Raw genomic sequence first — 17,106 nt, forward strand, 5'->3', positions numbered from 1 at the left:
CGTCAAGGCCTGGTTCTCGTGGTAGAGGTTCGCGGTCACCGTCGCGAGGGCGAGCGGAGCCGCTGCCCCCGGACAGCGCAGGACCCCGGGCCGCCTGTGATGTGGTCGAAGCCACGGAGCAGAGGCGTCAGCTCCTGCGCGGCTCCGCACAGCGTGCACAGCCGGGTGCCCGGATGCTCTGCCGCGTCCAGGGCGCGGTCCACATCGAGCAGCGGCGCACCCGCCGGTGCTTCCTCGCAGTCCGGTGCGTGCAGGACAGAGCGGGCCGGGCCGCGGCCGTCGCGCACCTTCGCGAGCACCCACCCGAAGGCCGGCGCTCCCCGAGGACCTCCCGGACCACCACCTGCGGCGACCGCTTCAGCTTCTCGGTGACGACCTGGTCGTAGTCGACGCCTTCAACCGGCCGTACGTGGTCGGGGGCGCGCACCCACACCCGGTACTCCGCCGCCTCCACTCCGCCGTCCTCTCGATCCCGGTACGACGGCAGCCCTACGAGGTATGCCCAGCCGGTCTCCGTCTGGCGCCGCTTCCACAGCCGCGCGACGACTTCCTGCTGCTCGGGCCCGAGTAGAGGATCGGCGGGCAGCACGACCCGGACCGGCACAGGCACATGTTCGGTCGCATCGCCGGAGAGTGTCGTCACGGCCCCACACTAAGCAGCCTGAAACCAGAGGCGCGGAAGCGGGCACGAGGGCCAGAATCCCTCCTGGGACGTGTCCCGCACACCGAAGGAGCGCCGCCATCAGCAAGCCGATCTCGCCTCAGAACATGAAGAACCTGGCCTTCATCAGGCTGCTGCACCGCCAGGGCATGGAGCAGTCGCTCCTGCCCGACCCGCTCTCCTTCACCTCGGTGCTGACGTTCCACGACGCCGTGGAAATGTTCCTCATCGTCACAGCCGAGCACCTGGGCGCCGTCGTGAAGGACCGGGACCCGTTCATCAAACGGTTCTTCGAGGGACTACACCCGGACAGTTTTCCCGGTGGTGTCGAACTCCAGGGGCAGTACGGGATCAAGCGACTGAACGATCTGCGCAACGGGTTCAAGCACTCAGCCGGCTTCCCCGGCCCGGTGGCGATCGCGGACGCGAAAGCCGACACCGCCCACTTCTTCGAGGAGAACACCCCCCGAGTCTTCGGCCTCGCCTTCGACGACATCGACCTGGCCGAAGTCGTCCAGCACGACCGGACCCGCGAACACCTGAAGACGGCGGCCCAGCTCGACTCGCAGAGCAGCCGTCTGGAGGCCATGGGCACGTTGGCGGTCGCGTTTGAGGACCTCATTTACGCGCAGATCCACGGCGAAGACGTGCCGCGCCGGCTGTCGGTCTACGGCTTCGGCGAGCGGCTGCCACGCCACATCCTGCGCACCGATGAGGTCCGCGCGATCCTGCGCGAGCCGGACCACGCCTCGCGCCGCGGTGTGCCCACGCGCGGTGCGGACAGGCTCGCCGATGAGTACACACAGATCCGCGACGTCACCCGAACCCTGCAAGAGGGCATGCGGCTGATGGTGCTGGGCGTGGACTTCCACCAGTACCAGCGGTTCACCCAGCTCACCCCGTCTGTGGGCTACTACGGCAATTCGCCGGAACCCCGCTTCTCGGTGGAGACCGGATACGCCCCCAACCAGGAAGAGTTCGACTTCTGCCGCCAGTTCGTTATCACGGTGGCCCTCCGCCTCACCGAGATCAACGCGCGCGCCGTACCCCCGTCGTGGAAGTGACACCGGCCTGTGGCTGCTGTTCGCGGCCTGTCCATCAGATGGTGAGGACGTTCCGCAACTCCCCTACGGCACTTCCGGTGGCGCTGGACGGGGATCGCTTCGAGCTTCTGCGCGACGGCAGGCCCGGCCGGTGGCGCCAGCCGGGACGGCTCCCGAAGTCGCCGCGCCACCCGGCGGGATGACGAGTGTCAGGACGCGCACTGCGCCCTGACCACGACGTACTCAGGTATTCCGACGTCATCAACCGGAAGGCAGCCATGAGGCTTCACAGGCACAACAGCACGCAGCAGAACGCGGACACGCCGTTCAGGTACGGCGACCCAGGAGACCTGTGGCACGCGATGGCCCGTCTCCATGCGACCCATCCCGAGCCGGTCGGCCTCAGCGAACCGTTCGAGCGGCCTTCGGCACGGCTGTCGATCACGGATCCGAACGACATCCTCCTCTCGGCGCGGGTGGAACTGTTCGAGGATGAGCCGATAAGCCGTCTTCACGACGTGATCGAATCGGTGTTGCGCAGCCTCGCCGGGGCGGCGGGCTCGGCGAGTACGCGCTCGTGCCCGACGTCGCGCTGGAGCTCATGATCGGCGTGCGACAGGAACTGCCGCTGCACAACGCCCACGTCGCAGGCCTCACCCGGCTCCTGCGGGACGCCATCGGCACCATCGGCGCGGGCAGCGGCCCCGGAGAGGGAGACTGCTCTCACCGCGGCGGGAGGGGCCTGGCCCGCCCGCTGTGGAAGCCGTCGTTCTCAGCCGACCAGAACGTCGCGTAGTTCCCGTACAGCACGCTCCCGCTGTTGCTGAGCGGGGATCGCCTCGTACAGGTCCAGAGCGCGACGGCGGACCAGGCCGGTGCGGTAGTCGCTGGGCAGCGAGGCCAGCGCGGCGACCGTGCGGCGGCACGCTTCCTCGCTGTTGCCGTCGTGGTGGGAGCAGGCAGCGCCGTCGATGGTCAGCAGGGTGCGGGTCATGGTGCTGGTCGGCGCGGACAGCTCGAGGGCACGCTGCTGGCTCTCCCGTGCGCGGCGGGTGTCTCCGAGGGTGGTGAAGGCGTGGCTGAGGTGCACGTGGTGTTTCTGCTCGCCGTACGTCAGCCACGTGTCCGACCGCTCGGACTCGGGGAGCCGGCCCATGAGGGCGTCGGCAGTGGTGAGCGCGGCGCGGGCCTGCTCGCTCTGGTGGTTGAGGGCGTAGGCGCGGGCGGCGACGGCGGCCGCCAGTACCGCGGCGGCGGTCGGCCGGGTGCCGGCCGCCTGCCGGGCCCGGTCGGCGAGATCGGCCGCTGCCCTGGGGGCGCCGTAGTTGAGCGGCACCATCGCCTCCCGGGCGAGGACCCAGGCGCGCAGCTGGGGGTCGCCGGATTCGGCGGCGGCCCGGACGGCGGTGGCGAACCAGGCGCGTGACTCGCGGCGGCTGCCCAGGTCGTGCAGGACGATCGCGGTCATCCCGGCCATCTGCCCGGCCGTCCGGCACAACCGGGCCCGGACGGGTGCGGGCTGCGGGACGGTGAGCAGCGGGCGCAGGGTCGTGAAGTCGGTGACCAGGTCGGCCAGGACGCGGGTGGGTGCCTGTCCGTGGTAGCCGTATCCGTAGCTCTCGGCTGCGGCCTCGAGGTCGGCCAGGTCCTGGGGAGTATCGGGGGAGAGGGTCTGGTCGACGTCGGTCCGGGCGGCGGTGAGCGCGGCGATCGCTGGTGCGGTGAGGCCGGCGGCCAGCGCGCCACGCAGCAGGTTGCGGCGCTTCATCGGATCTTCTCCATGGTCGGACTCCGTGCTGTGAACGGCGGTGTCCTCCCAGGGTTGCGCAGCAAGCCCCAGTAGGGCACCGGGAATGCGCAGTCCGCCGGCGATTCGCTCGACAGTCGTGAGGGCGGTGACAGCTGTGGTGCCCCGGGCGATCTGGCTGACCCGCTCGGCTTTGAGCGCGCACGCTTCGGCGATCCGGTTGAAGGAGATCCCCGCATCGTGGGCCATGGCGAACACCGTGGTGAAGTCCCGCTCGCGCAGAGCCCGGACGAACGCCGGGTCGGCCAGCAGACGGTGCGGCACGTGGGCGGGTGACGGCGGTAAGTCGTCCACAAGGCCCCCAGAAATCTCGTGGAATGACAGTGCGTCAGCCCAACGACCATACCCACCCTGGGGGCCCCGTCACGGGGTTATCGCCCGTGTTGTTCGCGGCTGTACTGGCGGTGTTCGCGGCCGTGCCGACAGGGCCCGGCCGACCGATCAGGAGGAGGGTCCTCATGCAGAGTCCCGCCACGCCCCCGCCCGCCGTGCCGTCGACGGGGGGCCTGGTCCGCTCCCGTCGGCTGATCGTCGCCGCCCGGGGCCGCAACGCCATCCCCTCGGACGGCGGCGGCACCGGTAAGAGCGACGGCAACGACTGACGATCGGGAGCCCCACGCGATGACGCACACGTCCATCGCGGCGTGCCTGGGCGAGGACTTCCTCGCCCAGGCACTGCACCGCGAACACCGCCACGCACCCGGCGCCCTTGACGTCGCCGGGATCATGACCTGGGACGACCTCAACCAGATCCTCGCCGACCACCGCCTGGAGCCGCCCCGGATGCGGCTGTCCCGCGAAGGCGAGACGCTGCTGGTCGGCGGCTACACCACACCGGTGGCCACCCGCCGCCACACGGTGTGGCACCGCCTGCACCCGGCCGAGCTGCACACCCGCCTCACCGAGGGCGCCTCGCTCGCCCTGGACAGCGTCGACGAACTCCACCCGCCGATCGCCCGCCTCTGCGAGGTGATCGAGCGCGAGCTACGTACCCGCGTGCAGGCGAACCTCTACGCCTCGTGGACCAGCACCGAGGGCTTCGGTGTCCACTGGGACGACCACGACACGATCGTGGTCCAGTTGGACGGCGCGAAGCGGTGGCGGATCTACGGCACCACCCGTCCGTTCCCGCTGTACCGCGACATCGAGGACCCGGGCGAGGCGCCCACCGAGCCGGTCGCCGACCTGGTCCTGTGGCCGGGCGACGTCCTGTACGTGCCGCGCGGCGTGTGGCACGCGGTCTCCGCCGACCAGGGCACCCGCTCGCTGCACGTCACCTGCGGACTTCAGACCCACACCGCGACCGACCTAATGGCGTGGGTGTCCGAGCAGCTGCTCACGCACGAGGACTGGCGGCGCGACCTGCCGCTGCTCGCCGCGCCGGACGTCCAGGCCGACACCGTGGACGGGCTGCGCAAGCGGTTCGCCGAACTGCTGGACGACCCCACGCTGCTCGCCCGCTACCGGAGGTCGATGGACGGGCAGGCCGTCGGCCGGATGATGCCGAGCCTGCCGTACATCGACGCCGTCCCCGCCGACGGCGGTCTGCGGGTGCGGCTGACGACCGCCCGCGCCGTGCTGGACGTCGGCGAGGACACGGTCACGCTGTCCGCCGCCGGGAGCACGTTCGAGTTCGTGCCCGAAGCGGAGGCGGTGCTGCGCCCGCTGGTCGACGGGCGGACCGTGGACCTGGCCGCGCTCGCCGACACGGCCGGCCTCGCCCTGGAGGACGTCGCCGCCCTGGTCCAGGAGCTCGTTGCCGGGCAGGCCGCGACGGTGGGGAGCCTGCTGTGACAGCGGATCTCGCCCTCGGTACCTACCGGTGCCGGGCGATCCCGGAGGCGGCCGTCCGTGCGGCCGCCTCCGGCGCGCAGTGGATCGACACCGCCCCCAACTACGCCACCGGCCGCGCCCAGGACTTGCTGGCCCCGGCCCTGGCCGCCCATCCGTCTCTGCGGATCGCGACGAAGGCCGGCTACTTCACCGCGGCCACCGGCGTGGACGCCGTGGACGCCGGCGTTCTCACCGAGGACCAGGCCGCCGCCGGGCACAGCCTCGCCCCGCACTATGTGCGCTGGCAGACCGCCCGCAACCGCGCCCAGCTCGGACGCGACCAGCTCGACCTGGTCCTGCTGCACAACCCCGAGCGCGCCCACCCCGGCGACCGCGCCGCCCTGCACGTCGCGATGCGGGACGCGTTCGTCGTCCTGGAGGCGGAGGCGGCGGCCGGCAACGTGGCGGGTTACGGCATCGCCACCTGGGCGGGCCTGGAAGAAGAGGCGTTCACGGTGGGGCAGTTGCTTGCCCTGGCCGCGGAAGCCGCGGGTGGCCGGCACCACCTGGTCGCCATCCAGTTGCCGGTCAGCCTGGTGATGATGACGCCGATCGTGCAGGCCCTTGACGGCCGGGGCCCGCTCCCGGCCGCCGCGGACGCGGGTCTGCGGGTGATGGCCTCAGCGCCGCTGCACGGAGGCGAGCTCCCCAGCGTGGTCGACCAGGAGCTCGCCGACCTCATCCGGCCGGGGCTGACTCCCGCACAGGCGTGCGTCCTGGCGGTCGCCTCATGCCCAGGAGTGACGAACGTCCTTCTGGCTGCCTCCGGTACGTCACACTGGAGAGAGGCGGCCGACGCCGTCGCTCAACCCTCCCTGACCGCCGCCAAGTTGCGGGAGATCACTGGTGTACTCGCCTCCACCTGACCCGGACACCGAACAGCGCATGCGCGCCCACCACGCGCACACCGCGAAGGCCCTGGACGTCACGGTGGAGCCGGGCACGGAGTTCTGGGGATGGGCCGGGCGCACCCTGGGTGCCCCGGCCCGCACCGCCACGGGCGCGCCCGCATGGCTGCGCCTGGTGTCCGCGCCGGAGGGCAAGGCCGCAGGGAAACTCTGGGACGGCGCCCTCGATGCCCAGCACGCCTTCGGCGACCTCGACGGCCACCGGCCCGCCCTCCTGGCCGTCCACGACGCCGTCGACGACACCACTGCCTACCGGGCGGAACTGTCGGTCCGCGTCGACGACCCGGTCCTGTCCGACGACCCGATCCTCCAGCACGACCTCCAACTGCCGGACTCCTGGTGGAACGACCTCGCCGGAACGCTGGAGAAGGTGTCGGCCGTCGACACCGCCCGCGTCGCCGTACGACAGCAGTACATGGAACGGGCCATCCCCGAGTTCCTCGGGATTCCGGCCCCGGCCGTCTCCTGCTGGACCACAGCCCACGCGGACGTGCACTGGGCGAACCTCACCGCACCGCTGCGCCTGCTGGACTGGGAAGGATGGGGCAAGGCCCCGGAGGGCTTCGACGCCGCCACGCTCTACGCCTACTCGCTGCTCCGCCCGGACACCGCGGCCCGCGTCCGCGCCGCCTTCACCGTCCTGGGCAGTCCGGCCGGCCTCGCCGCCGAAGCGACCGTGTGCGCGCAACTGCTCCAGACCGTGGCCCGCGGCGACAACCTGGTCCTGGAAGACCAGCTCCGGGACTGGGCTGAGGAACTGCGCCACCGCTGACCGAGCCCGCAGGGGAAGCGATCAGCCCGCCCATCCGATGTCACGGACCTCGATCGCTCCGGCGTGCGGCATGTACTGGATCCAGCACCGCCGGCCGAACGCCTCCCGGATCTCCTCCACCGAGCCCGGGTCACGGACGTCGGGCCAGGCCCGCGGATCGAGTCGCGCGACCTCCACGAGCGCCATCACCTCCTGGCGGGCCCGGTCGTTGGGCAGCTGCGCCATGACCTCCACCGCGAGTTCCTCCACCACTACGCCGTTCCGCATCCCGCACACCCCCGTCTGATCGACTCGGGCAGCAGCGTACGAAGGAACCGCCGATTGCGTTCCGGCCTGTGGATAACCCGCGTCCGTGCTGCTCAGCGGCCCCGAAGTACGGCGCGGATGGCGTCGGCGTGGGGCCGGATGAAGGCCTGCGCCCGCTGTTCGGCCTGGGCGTGTTCTTCGTCGGTCAGGGCCCGCCGTACGCACAGTTCGGTGATCTCGACTTCGTACGTCCGGTAGTCGTCTGCGGGCCGGGGGAGCGGGACGGGGTACAGATGCCAGCCGTGCGCGGTCGACCGCCACAGCTGGCGGTCGGCCTCGGTGAGGGTGCCGTAGTGCTCGATGAACATCGCCACGACGTCCGCGGTGAAGTACGTCGACGGCCGGTCGCCCGCCGCGCACCCCGGGCAGTCGTCCTTGCCGGTGCACACCGCCAGGCGCCGGTCGTAGCGCGGCGGCGAGAAGCGGGGATGGGCGCGCTGTTGGGTGTAGGTGCGGCCGACGGGGCGGCGGTGGACTTCGACGTGGCCGCCGGCCTCGAGGCGGCGCACCGCCCGCCGTACGGCAGCGCGCTGGGCATCGGTCGGCTGCTCGACTCCGTAGACGACGCGTGCGAGGCCGGTGACCGAGGCGGCCAGCGGGGTGCCGTTGATGCTGCTGCGACCGCCGGGCTCGCTGCGCACGTACGCCAGCACGCCCCGCTGCACTCGCCCGAGTCCTCGTGACACGCCTCCAGTGTCCCGCTCCGCCCGGGGTCTGGGAAACGAGCGCTTACGGCTCCGCCCGGGGTGATCGGAGTGAAGGTGACGGGCATCTCAGCAACGAACGCTTACGCCGCGCCCGCGGTTGTCGGCGGGCCCGGGGACGACGAAGCCTCCAGGACCCGAGCGGGGTCCTGGAGGCTCATCCCTTGCTCCGCATGCACTGCTCAACGAGCGTGTCCCCGAGGCCGTCACGCGGCAGCGGGCTCCTCCACAGGGCCGAAGGGGCTGGGGTAGGCGGCCATCTCCTCCAGCCGCCTGATGACGGCACGCGTATCGCCCAGGGCCCGGTGGCCACCGCCCAGCTTCTGCCAGGTGTAGCTGCCGAAGTAGTCGTGCCAGTCGCCGAAGAAGGCAGCGTACTGCTCCATCGCGCACTCCTCCCACGCCTGCGCGTCCAGCCAGGCCCGCGCGGCCGCATGCCGACGGGCTTCGTAGCGGGGGTGCTTGGTGAAGTCGACCGTGCCCAGGGCCTGGTGGTGCAGATGGAGCTCCCACAGCAGCCGTCCGGTGTCGTACTCCCGGTTGTAGATCACGATCCGGCGCCCGGCGAGGGCCTCGGTGAGGCGGGGGAGGATCTCGGAGAAGGTGGGCGCGTCTTCGACCATGGCGTCGGTGATGTTGTGAATCGCCGTGGCCTCCGCCGGGATCGGCTCGCCGCCGGGGTTGAGCAGCGTGTCGAGCAGCACCGTCCCGGACACCGTGGTGACGGCGATCTCCACGATCCGTGACGTAGCGGTCAGGCCGGTCGTCTCGGTGTCCAGGACCGCGTACGCGTCCGGGGCGGCGAGGATCTTCTGCGCCCACGCGATGGTGGGCCCGAGGTCGCCCCACCGGGCACGGTCCGCCCGCCGCTGCGCCTCCACCCGCTCGCGCTCGATCTCCTGCTCGCACGGGGCGCAGTGCCAGTCGGCCATCGCCTGCTCGCGCCCGCTCATCGCCGCCCACACAGCGCGCGGGAACAGCTGCACCAGGCACCGCCGGCAGGACCGTTCCACCAGCGACAGCGCCACCCGCCGTCCGCGCTCAAGACGTTCTTCGCACGCCAGGCACATCCCGTCGCTGTAGCTCCTGGCGGGCGCCGGGGTGCGGAAGACGGTGCCGCAGTCCTGGCACGTCCGACGGCGCAGATCCGCCCGGTGCCGGGCCGCCCGGTCCTCGCACACGCCGCACATCCCCCACACCGGGACCGGGAACACCTCGCCGCAGTCGGTGCAGGTACGCCGCTGCTGCATCTGACGGCGCTGCAGAGCCGACAAAGGCCGCATCTTCACCGTCTGCTCCGGGTCCCACAGCGCGATCCGGGTCCCGTACCAGTGGGCGTAGACGTACGCGGCCGGCTGCTGTCCCGCAGCGGGCTTGCGCCGCACCGCGCCCAGTTGGGCCTTCGTCCGCAGGTACGCCGGTGCCCTGCCGCTTGCGTACGCCGGTACTCCCTTCACGAACTTCAGCGGCTTGCCCCGGGCTGCCCGGTCCGGAGCGACGTCGTCCTCCTGGCCCGCCGACGCGGTCAACACCTCGTTCACGAATTGCCTCCTTCGGCCTAGCGACGACCAACCGCAATGGAACGTGACATAACGCATGAATAGCTATCAAGTGCCAGGAAAAATAGACAAGTTGGGCGTATGCGCTCAGATACCCGCTCGCGTACGCGAGGGAAAAAGTCACCCGTCCGGGCGTCCGGCGAAGCCCTGGAGCCGCCACGTGGTCGGCAGCGTGGTCGCCCCGACCATGACCCCGACCACGACGCCCGCCGTGCCGCGTCCGGCCCCGACCACGGCTGGTCAGCGCACTGCGACGCACGCAGAGACCGCGACGCGACGGGTTGCTTCTCGTATGGCCCTTCTTGGTGTCCCTCGTGGCGCCTCTCGTAGTGCTTCTCGTAGTGCCCCTCGTGTTGCTTCGACTGGTCGGCCGTTGGTGCTCGGATGTGCGGCTGACCTGGTCGACAAGGGGCGGACTCGTGCTGGCCTGGTGGCCGACTACTTCGCTACGGAGGGTCTTCCGGCGAAGCGCAGTACAGACCCGTGCCGTGTCTGCGGCGGCCGTACGTCATGTCTGCCGGTGCCCGGGCTCCGTCCAGCGGACTCGCCGGCCGGGGTCGTGGACGGGACGCCACACAGGTGCGGACGGGCCGTGCTGGAGCAGGTCGGCCAGCGGCGCAACGAGCACGGGGACAGCGCTTCCTGACGACCCGAGGCATTCACTGGCTCGCCGAGTGCAAGATCATCGAGGCGGACCGTGGGTCGATCGGCGCACAGAGCGGCAGCGGGGAGCTCGAGGACGGCGAAACCGTCGCCGACAAGAAGATCCGCCGGAGCACGATCAACGCCCGCAAGGCCATGCTTAGCCAGCCCCGCCGGACGATCGGGCTGATGAACGAGCTCGCCAGGGCAACGGCCACGAACACGACACCCCGGCAGGTGGACCCCGAAGGCCTTCCCATGCTCTGTCCGTGGTGCACTCCGACGTGGGCATGCTGAAGTCGGCCATCATCGACATGCAGTACGGCAACCCGACCATCGAGGAGTCCGCGTCGGAGAAGTTCCTCACGGAGGCCAGCGACTCCGACGAGGACGACGACCTGGCGGAGTTCGAGGAAGAGTTCACGGAGGAGGGTGACGCCCTGTGAGTGGCGCCTTGCCGATCGGCCCGGTCCTGACCGACGGCCGCCTGGGCGCACTGCCCCGAGCAGCCGGCCGGTACCTCGACGAGGTTCTCTTCCGGCCCGTGCGTTGGGCCGAGCGGTGGCGGTACGAGGAACTGGACATCACCACCGCGATCTACCTGATCTCAGACACGGAGCACCGTCTCCGCTGGCTGGGGCAGGCCAACCGTGCGGACGGCCTGCTCGGACGGCTGGACAGGCACGACAACAACCCGGCGAAACGCAGGGCTTTCGCCCGGATCCGCGTCCTGCGGCTCACCGATCACACGCCGCCGGAGGCCGTGGACGCGATCGAGGGCCGGTGCGCCGACGTCCTGCGGATCCGGGATGTGATGCGGCCGCGGAGGTGGCCGCCTGCCAACGACTGGTTCGCACTCACCTCCTGACGCGTGTGCGGTAAGACGCCCCCAGTGATGCTGTGGGGCGTCTTACCTGGTGCTCGGTGCACACCGAACTCCCGGCCGTGGGCGTGATGCAGACGCAGCCGGGAGTTCGGGACGTCCCGACCGTGTGCATTGGCGAGCCCCGTGGTAGCCCGCGACACAGCGGTGGGCTCGTGGGGGGAAGTAGTAACGGAGAAGAGGTCCCGGGCGGAACGGGAATGGGTTGTCAGAGGTGTGCGGCATCATCGGCAGATGGCCGCCACACAAGCCCCGCCGACGTACCTGGAACGCCTTCGGTCAGATCTGGACCTGATCGAAGCGGATTTCCTGGAGGTCCTTGCGGACTCGCAGATCCGGAACGTCGACCCGAACCGCCCATCCAGAGGCATCTTGTATGCCGGTGCCGCGAAGTGGGGCTGGGTACCCAGCGGCCCCGAGCTCGAGACGCGAAGGATGGAACTGCTGGGGCGCGTGCGGGAATGGGAACCGTTGTTCCGGCTGCTGTTCCCGCATCCGACGCCGGAGGTCACCAAGCGCCTCGACGGGACTCTTGCCCTCCTGCAGCGCTGGCTTGTACGCCCCCGGGACACCACCGTGCCGGCCAGCATCGACAAGGCCGTCGACAAGGTCAAGGCGGCCGTGGCCACGCTCCGGAAGCTGGGCGAGCTCCTGCCGGATGACGCCTGGGCAGTGCGTGTAGCGGTCGACACGAACATGCTCCTCGATGACCCCGACGTGGCGATCTACACGCCGCTGCTCGGGAATCGGTACATGGTCCACCTGCTGCCCGTTGTTCTACGGGAGCTGGACGAGCACAAGCTCGCCGGTCGCAACCCCGACATCCGCGATGCGGCGAAGAAGGCCGACCGCCGCTTGAAAGGGCTGCGAACCGACGGCGACGTCCTGCGCGGCGTACGAGTGGCTGGCGATGTGCACGCCATCTTCGAGCACATCGAACCCAAGGGCGACGGGTTGCCGAACTGGCTCGACCTCGATGTGCCCGACGACCGCTTTGTGGCCTCCACCCTGCTGCTGCAGTCCCGACACCCTGGCTCTGCCGTCTATGTGGCCACCAGGGACATCAATCTGCAGACAAAACTCGCCGCCGTCGGACTGCCCTTCATCGAAAAGCCATGAGCATCAACAAGCCCGTCGTACCGAGCAAGGGAGCACCCTGTGTCCGCCGACTTCTCTGCCCTGCACGAACCGCTCGTGGAATGGGTCTACGACCGCACGAGAGCTGATCCACTGGGCGGGGTGCCGATTACCGAGTTCGGGCAGTCGCACAGCCTCACCGAGAACCAGACGTACCAACTCCTGCAGTTCTGCAAGGGCCAACGGCTCCTGGACGACCGTCACACGACCCACGACGGCCCCGAAGCCAACCTGACCCCGCGCGGCCTTGAGTGGATGGAGGAGCGCAGGCGCCGGCGCGCCGACCCGGCCGCGCGGGCCGCCGCTGCACGCAAGGGCCTGCTGGTCTGGCTGTGGCACCGCAAACACGACGACATCCTGCTGCCTGCTGTCGCGGACGTGCTGCACGATCCGCTGTCCCTCTTCGAGGGCGAACGCCTCACCGACAGGGACATCGACCGGGCCTCCGCCTATCTCAGCGCCAAGGGTCTGATCAAAGGAGACCGGAACGCGAGCTCAGACGGGCCCGTGCAAGCCGAGATCACCGCCGAAGGAGAAGACTGCGTGGACAACTACCAGGGCGACATCGGCGCGTACGAACGCCGCAACACCGGCGGGAACACCACGTTCCACATCGGGCAGAACACCGGCAACATCGCCGCGAACAGCCGCGACTTCACACTGAACGCGACCACGCACAGCGGCGTCGACCTCGCCCAGGTCGTCATGGCCGCCCGCGCACTCCGCCAAGCCGTACCCATCCTGGGCCTGCCCGAAGACGATGCTGCTGAGGTGACTCAGCTGGCGACGCGCATCGAAGAGGAAGCCACCAGCACCAACCCTGATCCGAGCCTCCTCCAGCGGTGGCGTACCCAGGCGGTGGCCATCCTGTCCTCGCCGGTCGTCAGCGGAGCACTGAGCAGCGTTCTCGCCACTTACCTCGGGGTCGTACTCCCGGAACTGCCGGCGGGAGGCTGAGCAGAACGCGCGGCCACGCCACCGGACCTCGACTGCGTGGCCCTTGGGGACGCCGTGGTGGTCCCGGCCGAACTTGCCGCTGGCCACCGACGAGCCGGATGCCGACGCCTGTTGACGATCGATGTCGGCGGCCCGGGCAATTCGGTGGAAGAGGGAACCAGCGAACGAAGAGAATGTCCACGTGCCTCCGATGCTGACCGACATGCCGTCCGACCGTCTGGACGTGCTGATCAAGCACCCCTTCCACCGCGAGACGGGTGAGCGGCTGATCGCGTTCATTCGCGATCTGCGCGAATGCCGGACTCCGGAGGACTATGTAGCGTTCCAGCAGGACTTGCTGCACGCCACCCTTGCCGCGAACGACGCGCGGGCGGAGCGATCACGGGTGTTCAAGAGGCTTAGGAGAGGGCAGAAGCTTCCGCCTGATGCCCCGGATCTCGTGATCGGCGATCCACACGACCTGGACGACTGGCGGCTGGAACTGGACGTCTTGGAGCGCGTAGGCCGACAACTGCGCTCGATCGGTGATGCCATGGCCTGGCGGGCCTTCCACTACGACCGCCGCCACATACTCGCCCTGCGTCGCAACGAGTCACCGGGGCCGATGACTCTCAGCAAGGACGGCACTGTCCACGAGATCCAGTTCGCGGACCAGCAGTGGAATGAGCATCGGCAGTTCGCGATGCTGCACGACCTCACCGACTGCCTGCGCATCGGCGACGTCACCGTTTTTGGCAAGCCCGACCAGAACGAAGAGCAGGACATCCTGCTGTACGAGTTGAAGACCAACCCGAACCGGCGGGAGGGAGCGCAATTCCATCGCACCCGGATGGCAGCCGAAGCGCTCCACGAGGGTGGTCCGCTCCCTGGGCATGAGAATGCCCGACTCATCGACACGGGCGTGCCTTACGCCACCCACCTCTCTGCTCTCGCTGACGCTTTCGCCCACGCCCACCGCGACGGGCTGAAAACGATGCGGGTGCCTGGACAGCGCGGCCTGCTCGCCCTCGACATTTCCGCCGCTGGCAACAAATGGGGGTCCCTGGAAGCCACACGACAGTTTGAAGCGCAGTACGCAGCGCTGCTGCGCCGCACCCGGCTGACCGGACAGCGCGTCTGCTACGGCAGCGGGGACAGCGCTGCCCGCAACTACCTCACCGCGCCGTGGGGCATCTATCCGCTGCAGCCCGCGCAGTGCGCCGGACTCATCGCCGATGTGCTCGTCTTCACCGTGACGCTGTCCTCCGACAACTTCGTCGAAGAACTCCGAAGGGCTGGGCTGGACGTCCGGTGGGTCCTGCCCGAAGGCGCCGAGATCGAATCGTCGCAGTCCCTCTTGGAGATCAACGGGCACGGCCGTCGGCTGCAAGTGGCGTGTGCCGAGATCGAGCGCTTGCTGCTGGAGCTCACCGAGCTGCAGACCTGGGCAGAGGGCATCGACCGGCTGCTGGAGAAGACTGAAAGCCGCTGCCAGCCCTGGCCGTACTTCACTGAGGAACACAAGGTGTGGGCCTGACGGTCTTCCGTACGTCGACGGATGCCTCGACCGTCCCCGAGACGGTCGTCCCGGCGACGCTGCGACAGGAAGTCAGCGTTCGGTTCGCATGTGCCGTACCGCGGTTTCATCGAGCTCGGCGGCCAGCGTCAGGGCCGACGCGAGTTCCGCTGGCGCCTTGAAGGGGTGACAGATCATCTCTGCGGCGCCGTTGACGGCCTCGGGGATGGTAGGTCCGAAGCTTGCCTCTGCAAGGGCGGCGACGGACGCGGCGTAATAGCCGTCCGACCAGCTCACCCGGAGCCGGAACGTGTAGCGCTTCAGCAAGTCCCAGGAGTTCGAGCTCGCCATCTCCAGGAGGGTGTCACTCGGCTGTTGGGCGGTCTCCTCCCGGCCTTGGAGCCAGGATTCCACCTCGGTCGAGTCCGCCGCGATGGTGTCCGAGTCCTTGTCGTGGTCGTAGCAGTGGAAGCGCAGGTCTTCCCTCACGTGGATGGCCAGGCGGCATTCACCCAGGACACCGAAACACCACAGGGCTTCGCCGCGGTTAACGACGTCGAAATGCCATCCCGGCCGGTGAGCGAGCAGGTCTCCCAGCGCCCGCCAGGCAGGGAGACGCTCGAAGCCACCGCCGAAGGTGTCACACACATTGTCGTAGTCGCTGTTGTCGAAATTGACCTTCACCGACAGGTAAGCAGGACCGTCATTCATGCTGTGGATCGTAAGTGAGCGGGCAGAACACGGTGCCCGTAACGAGGGAGCACCGCCCGTCCAGGGCACTACGCCCACTCGATACCTAGATCCCGCAGAGCGTCCAACTGCTCTGCGCTGAGCTTGTCCCGCCTGGCACGGGTGTTCGAGACCCATACGCCCAGCTTCACGGTCACCGGCTCCGCCTCGCCGTCGACCGCGATCTCTTCGCTGGCCCCGCGCGGCACCGGACGGTCTCCGCCTTCCCGCTCCACCCATTGCGCGAGGGCCTGTACGCCCCGCTGGAACGCCTGTTGGGCCTTGCTCGGGCCCTTCCGACCGCGCGGCCGCCGGGGCGGGAGACGGCGCCTCAAGCGGTGTGACGCCCAGCCTGGAGAGGCGCTCCTGCTGCTCGGTGGACAACTGTGCCCAGGTGCTCGCCTCGCGTTGCCGCGCGAGCCACTTGCCCAGGTCGTCGCCCTCGAACAGGACACCTGACGCTCGGGGGAGGGCTTGTTGGTGTACGGGGTGGCGGCTGGCCTGGTGTGTTGCTGGTTTGTTGAGAGGTCGTGTGACTGGTTCAGGCGGGGAGGTCGGGGTGTGTGAGCTGGGGTTGTGTGTTGTGTGCTGAGCCTGGCTTGGTTCGTCGTAGGTAGCTCTGGCGTGAAAAGGCTCGGCTGGTGTTTGTGCTGGTCAGGGCTGTTCTGCCTGCTGGGTGGGTGGGGTTAGCGGCCTGGTGTGCGGGGGCGGTGGTGGGTTTCGGCGAGGTGGTCGAGGCGGATGGTGTCGAGTGAGGCTTTGGTGATGCGTTCGGTGCCGTCGCAGATGGCGGTGATGGCGGCTTGGCGGATGAGTCGGGTGAGGGATCCGATGCGGCCGGCGGTGCGCTGGTGGAGGTAGGTGTGGTGGCGGGGGAGGGTGCCGTTTTTGTGGTGGGTGAGGTCGAGGTTGGTTTCGATGTCGGTGATGACGTCGCGGAAGGGTTCACGTGTTCCGTGGCGGGCGGGGAGGGGGCCGCAGGTGATGAGGGTGGCGCGTCCGGCGATCTGGGCGCCGCGGGTGCCGGAGAAGAGAGGTGTGTCGGTGACGTCGATGCCGGCGTAGACGAAGGTGGCCCGGAGGCGTTCGGTGAGGTCTTTCAAGAGGTCGGCGGCCTGGGCGCCGGTGGTGGTGCGGGGGTTGAGGCGGTGGATTTCGTCGATGAGGACGAGTTGGACACCGGCTTGGGTGTAGGTGTGGCAGACGGCGTCGGTGATCTGGGTCTGGGTCATGCGGGTGGTGGTGGGGATGCCGAGGTAGCGGGCGAATTCGGTGATGAGTGTTTTCGCGGTGGCGCCGGGTGGGACGAGGACGTACGCGACGGGTACCGCGGCGTGTGCTGATCCGGGCGGTGTGGGGTTTTTGCGGGTGTGGGCGAGGTGGCAGGTGCGGCCGACGTTCAGGAGGGCGGTGGTTTTGCCGGCTGCGGCGGGTCCGGTGACGATCAGCGAGGGCCGTGCGGTGGCCTGTTGATGGCGGCCGAGGATCATCAGGGCGCGGACCTGGGTGGCGAGTTGGCTGATGGCGGGGGTGCGGATGGTGACGAACGCGGAGTGGTAGGCGAGGCGTTCCTCCGGGCTGCGGGGTGGCTGGCCGGGCTGGGGCGGGGTGACAGGTTCGGTGGTGACGAATTGGTGCCAGCCCTGCCAGGTGGTCAGGGGCCAGGACAG

18 protein-coding genes and 2 pseudogenes are annotated in these 17,106 nt (G+C 69.4%); 12 read left to right on the plus strand and 8 right to left on the minus strand.

What is annotated here, in order from left to right:
- Positions 1-35 precede the first annotated feature (35 nt).
- Positions 36-604, minus strand: a pseudogene (locus ACIQNG_RS35615) (DUF6233 domain-containing protein).
- 164 nt (positions 605-768) lie between these two features.
- Between ACIQNG_RS35615 and ACIQNG_RS35620 the strand changes: the two are divergent.
- The 3 genes from ACIQNG_RS35620 to ACIQNG_RS35630 all read left to right on the plus strand — a co-directional run bounded on the left by ACIQNG_RS35620 (position 769) and on the right by ACIQNG_RS35630 (position 2,500).
- On the plus strand, positions 769-1,725 hold the full coding sequence (locus ACIQNG_RS35620; protein WP_401490956.1) for a hypothetical protein: 957 nt from the start codon (positions 769-771) through the stop codon (positions 1,723-1,725).
- A gap of 341 nt (positions 1,726-2,066) precedes the next feature.
- Entirely contained in the window at positions 2,067-2,309 is a 243-nt protein-coding gene (locus ACIQNG_RS35625; RefSeq protein ID WP_401490958.1) for a hypothetical protein, read from the plus strand.
- Positions 2,306-2,500 carry a hypothetical protein gene (locus tag ACIQNG_RS35630; protein ID WP_401490960.1) on the plus strand — a complete coding sequence of 65 codons (195 nt, stop codon included), beginning with the start codon at positions 2,306-2,308 and terminating at the stop codon, positions 2,498-2,500. The genes ACIQNG_RS35625 and ACIQNG_RS35630 overlap by 4 nt, the downstream gene beginning before the upstream one ends.
- Here ACIQNG_RS35630 and ACIQNG_RS35635 read toward each other — a convergent pair.
- The gene (locus tag ACIQNG_RS35635) at positions 2,477-3,775 is read right to left on the minus strand and encodes a hypothetical protein (RefSeq protein ID WP_401490962.1); all 1,299 of its coding nucleotides are present in this window, start codon (positions 3,773-3,775) and stop codon (positions 2,477-2,479) included. The genes ACIQNG_RS35630 and ACIQNG_RS35635 overlap by 24 nt on opposite strands.
- Before the next feature lie 194 nt (positions 3,776-3,969).
- Here ACIQNG_RS35635 and ACIQNG_RS35640 point away from each other — a divergent pair, with 194 nt between their 5' ends.
- Genes ACIQNG_RS35640 through ACIQNG_RS35655 form a run of 4 tightly spaced genes read left to right on the plus strand, consistent with a single transcriptional unit; the run spans position 3,970 to position 7,024 of the window.
- The gene (locus ACIQNG_RS35640) at positions 3,970-4,113 is read left to right on the plus strand and encodes a hypothetical protein (protein WP_167357511.1); all 144 of its coding nucleotides are present in this window, start codon (positions 3,970-3,972) and stop codon (positions 4,111-4,113) included.
- A 19-nt stretch (positions 4,114-4,132) separates the two neighbouring features.
- Positions 4,133-5,305 (plus strand): JmjC domain-containing protein, encoded by a 1,173-nt coding sequence (locus tag ACIQNG_RS35645; protein ID WP_401490964.1) that lies wholly within the window; start codon positions 4,133-4,135, stop codon positions 5,303-5,305.
- Positions 5,302-6,210 (plus strand): aldo/keto reductase, encoded by a 909-nt coding sequence (locus ACIQNG_RS35650; protein ID WP_401490965.1) that lies wholly within the window; start codon positions 5,302-5,304, stop codon positions 6,208-6,210. Before ACIQNG_RS35645 ends, ACIQNG_RS35650 begins: the two co-directional genes overlap by 4 nt.
- Before the next feature lie 19 nt (positions 6,211-6,229).
- Entirely contained in the window at positions 6,230-7,024 is a 795-nt protein-coding gene (locus tag ACIQNG_RS35655; RefSeq protein WP_401490966.1) for a hypothetical protein, read from the plus strand.
- Between the two features lie 21 nt (positions 7,025-7,045).
- Here ACIQNG_RS35655 and ACIQNG_RS35660 read toward each other — a convergent pair whose 3' ends face one another.
- The 3 genes from ACIQNG_RS35660 to ACIQNG_RS35670 form a co-directional block, all read right to left on the minus strand.
- A complete protein-coding gene (locus ACIQNG_RS35660; protein ID WP_401490967.1) occupies positions 7,046-7,291 on the minus strand; it encodes a hypothetical protein in 246 nt (81 codons plus the stop codon).
- A gap of 92 nt (positions 7,292-7,383) precedes the next feature.
- Positions 7,384-8,016, minus strand: coding sequence for a hypothetical protein (locus ACIQNG_RS35665; protein ID WP_401490969.1), 633 nt, complete (start codon positions 8,014-8,016; stop codon positions 7,384-7,386).
- A 224-nt stretch (positions 8,017-8,240) separates the two neighbouring features.
- Positions 8,241-9,575: a 3'-5' exonuclease gene (locus ACIQNG_RS35670; RefSeq protein ID WP_401490971.1), complete on the minus strand. Its 1,335-nt coding sequence runs from the start codon at positions 9,573-9,575 to the stop codon at positions 8,241-8,243.
- A gap of 929 nt (positions 9,576-10,504) precedes the next feature.
- Here ACIQNG_RS35670 and ACIQNG_RS35675 point away from each other — a divergent pair.
- The 5 genes from ACIQNG_RS35675 to ACIQNG_RS35695 all read left to right on the plus strand — a co-directional run bounded on the left by ACIQNG_RS35675 (position 10,505) and on the right by ACIQNG_RS35695 (position 14,728).
- A complete protein-coding gene (locus tag ACIQNG_RS35675) occupies positions 10,505-10,681 on the plus strand; it encodes a hypothetical protein (protein ID WP_401490972.1) in 177 nt (58 codons plus the stop codon).
- Positions 10,678-11,103: a hypothetical protein gene (locus tag ACIQNG_RS35680; protein WP_401490974.1), complete on the plus strand. Its 426-nt coding sequence runs from the start codon at positions 10,678-10,680 to the stop codon at positions 11,101-11,103. Before ACIQNG_RS35675 ends, ACIQNG_RS35680 begins: the two co-directional genes overlap by 4 nt.
- Positions 11,104-11,352: 249 nt before the next feature.
- Complete coding sequence (locus ACIQNG_RS35685) at positions 11,353-12,237, plus strand: PIN domain-containing protein (RefSeq protein WP_401490976.1); 885 nt, start codon at positions 11,353-11,355, stop codon at positions 12,235-12,237.
- 39 nt (positions 12,238-12,276) lie between these two features.
- Positions 12,277-13,212: a hypothetical protein gene (locus tag ACIQNG_RS35690; protein WP_401490977.1), complete on the plus strand. Its 936-nt coding sequence runs from the start codon at positions 12,277-12,279 to the stop codon at positions 13,210-13,212.
- A gap of 190 nt (positions 13,213-13,402) precedes the next feature.
- A complete protein-coding gene (locus ACIQNG_RS35695) occupies positions 13,403-14,728 on the plus strand; it encodes a hypothetical protein (RefSeq protein WP_401490979.1) in 1,326 nt (441 codons plus the stop codon).
- Positions 14,729-14,800: 72 nt separating this feature from the next.
- Here ACIQNG_RS35695 and ACIQNG_RS35700 read toward each other — a convergent pair whose 3' ends face one another.
- The 3 genes and pseudogenes from ACIQNG_RS35700 to ACIQNG_RS35710 all read right to left on the minus strand — a co-directional run bounded on the left by ACIQNG_RS35700 (position 14,801) and on the right by ACIQNG_RS35710 (position 17,094).
- Positions 14,801-15,418 carry a hypothetical protein gene (locus ACIQNG_RS35700; protein ID WP_401490981.1) on the minus strand — a complete coding sequence of 206 codons (618 nt, stop codon included), beginning with the start codon at positions 15,416-15,418 and terminating at the stop codon, positions 14,801-14,803.
- A 68-nt stretch (positions 15,419-15,486) separates the two neighbouring features.
- Positions 15,487-15,898, minus strand: a pseudogene (locus ACIQNG_RS35705) (helicase associated domain-containing protein); the annotation flags it as partial.
- Positions 15,899-16,122: 224 nt separating this feature from the next.
- On the minus strand, positions 16,123-17,094 hold the full coding sequence (locus ACIQNG_RS35710; protein WP_401491001.1) for a TniB family NTP-binding protein: 972 nt from the start codon (positions 17,092-17,094) through the stop codon (positions 16,123-16,125).
- Between the last annotated feature and the right edge of the window lie 12 nt (positions 17,095-17,106).

It is taken from the genome of Streptomyces sp. NPDC091377 (genome assembly GCF_044757045.1).
Taxonomy (GTDB): domain Bacteria; phylum Actinomycetota; class Actinomycetes; order Streptomycetales; family Streptomycetaceae; genus Streptomyces.

Bases quoted from the DNA above. Each gene is read 5' to 3' on its own strand.
- ACIQNG_RS35655 (WP_401490966.1), top strand. From the start codon at position 6,230: ATGCGCGCCCACCACGCGCACACCGCGAAGGCCCTGGACGTCACGGTG.
- ACIQNG_RS35625 (WP_401490958.1), top strand. From the start codon at position 2,067: ATGGCCCGTCTCCATGCGACCCATCCCGAGCCGGTCGGCCTCAGCGAA.
- ACIQNG_RS35645 (WP_401490964.1), top strand. From the start codon at position 4,133: ATGACGCACACGTCCATCGCGGCGTGCCTGGGCGAGGACTTCCTCGCC.
- ACIQNG_RS35640 (WP_167357511.1), top strand. From the start codon at position 3,970: ATGCAGAGTCCCGCCACGCCCCCGCCCGCCGTGCCGTCGACGGGGGGC.
- ACIQNG_RS35630 (WP_401490960.1), top strand. From the start codon at position 2,306: ATGATCGGCGTGCGACAGGAACTGCCGCTGCACAACGCCCACGTCGCA.
- ACIQNG_RS35700 (WP_401490981.1), bottom strand. From the start codon at position 15,418: ATGAATGACGGTCCTGCTTACCTGTCGGTGAAGGTCAATTTCGACAAC.
- ACIQNG_RS35695 (WP_401490979.1), top strand. From the start codon at position 13,403: ATGCTGACCGACATGCCGTCCGACCGTCTGGACGTGCTGATCAAGCAC.
- ACIQNG_RS35620 (WP_401490956.1), top strand. From the start codon at position 769: ATGAAGAACCTGGCCTTCATCAGGCTGCTGCACCGCCAGGGCATGGAG.
- ACIQNG_RS35685 (WP_401490976.1), top strand. From the start codon at position 11,353: ATGGCCGCCACACAAGCCCCGCCGACGTACCTGGAACGCCTTCGGTCA.
- ACIQNG_RS35660 (WP_401490967.1), bottom strand. From the start codon at position 7,291: ATGCGGAACGGCGTAGTGGTGGAGGAACTCGCGGTGGAGGTCATGGCG.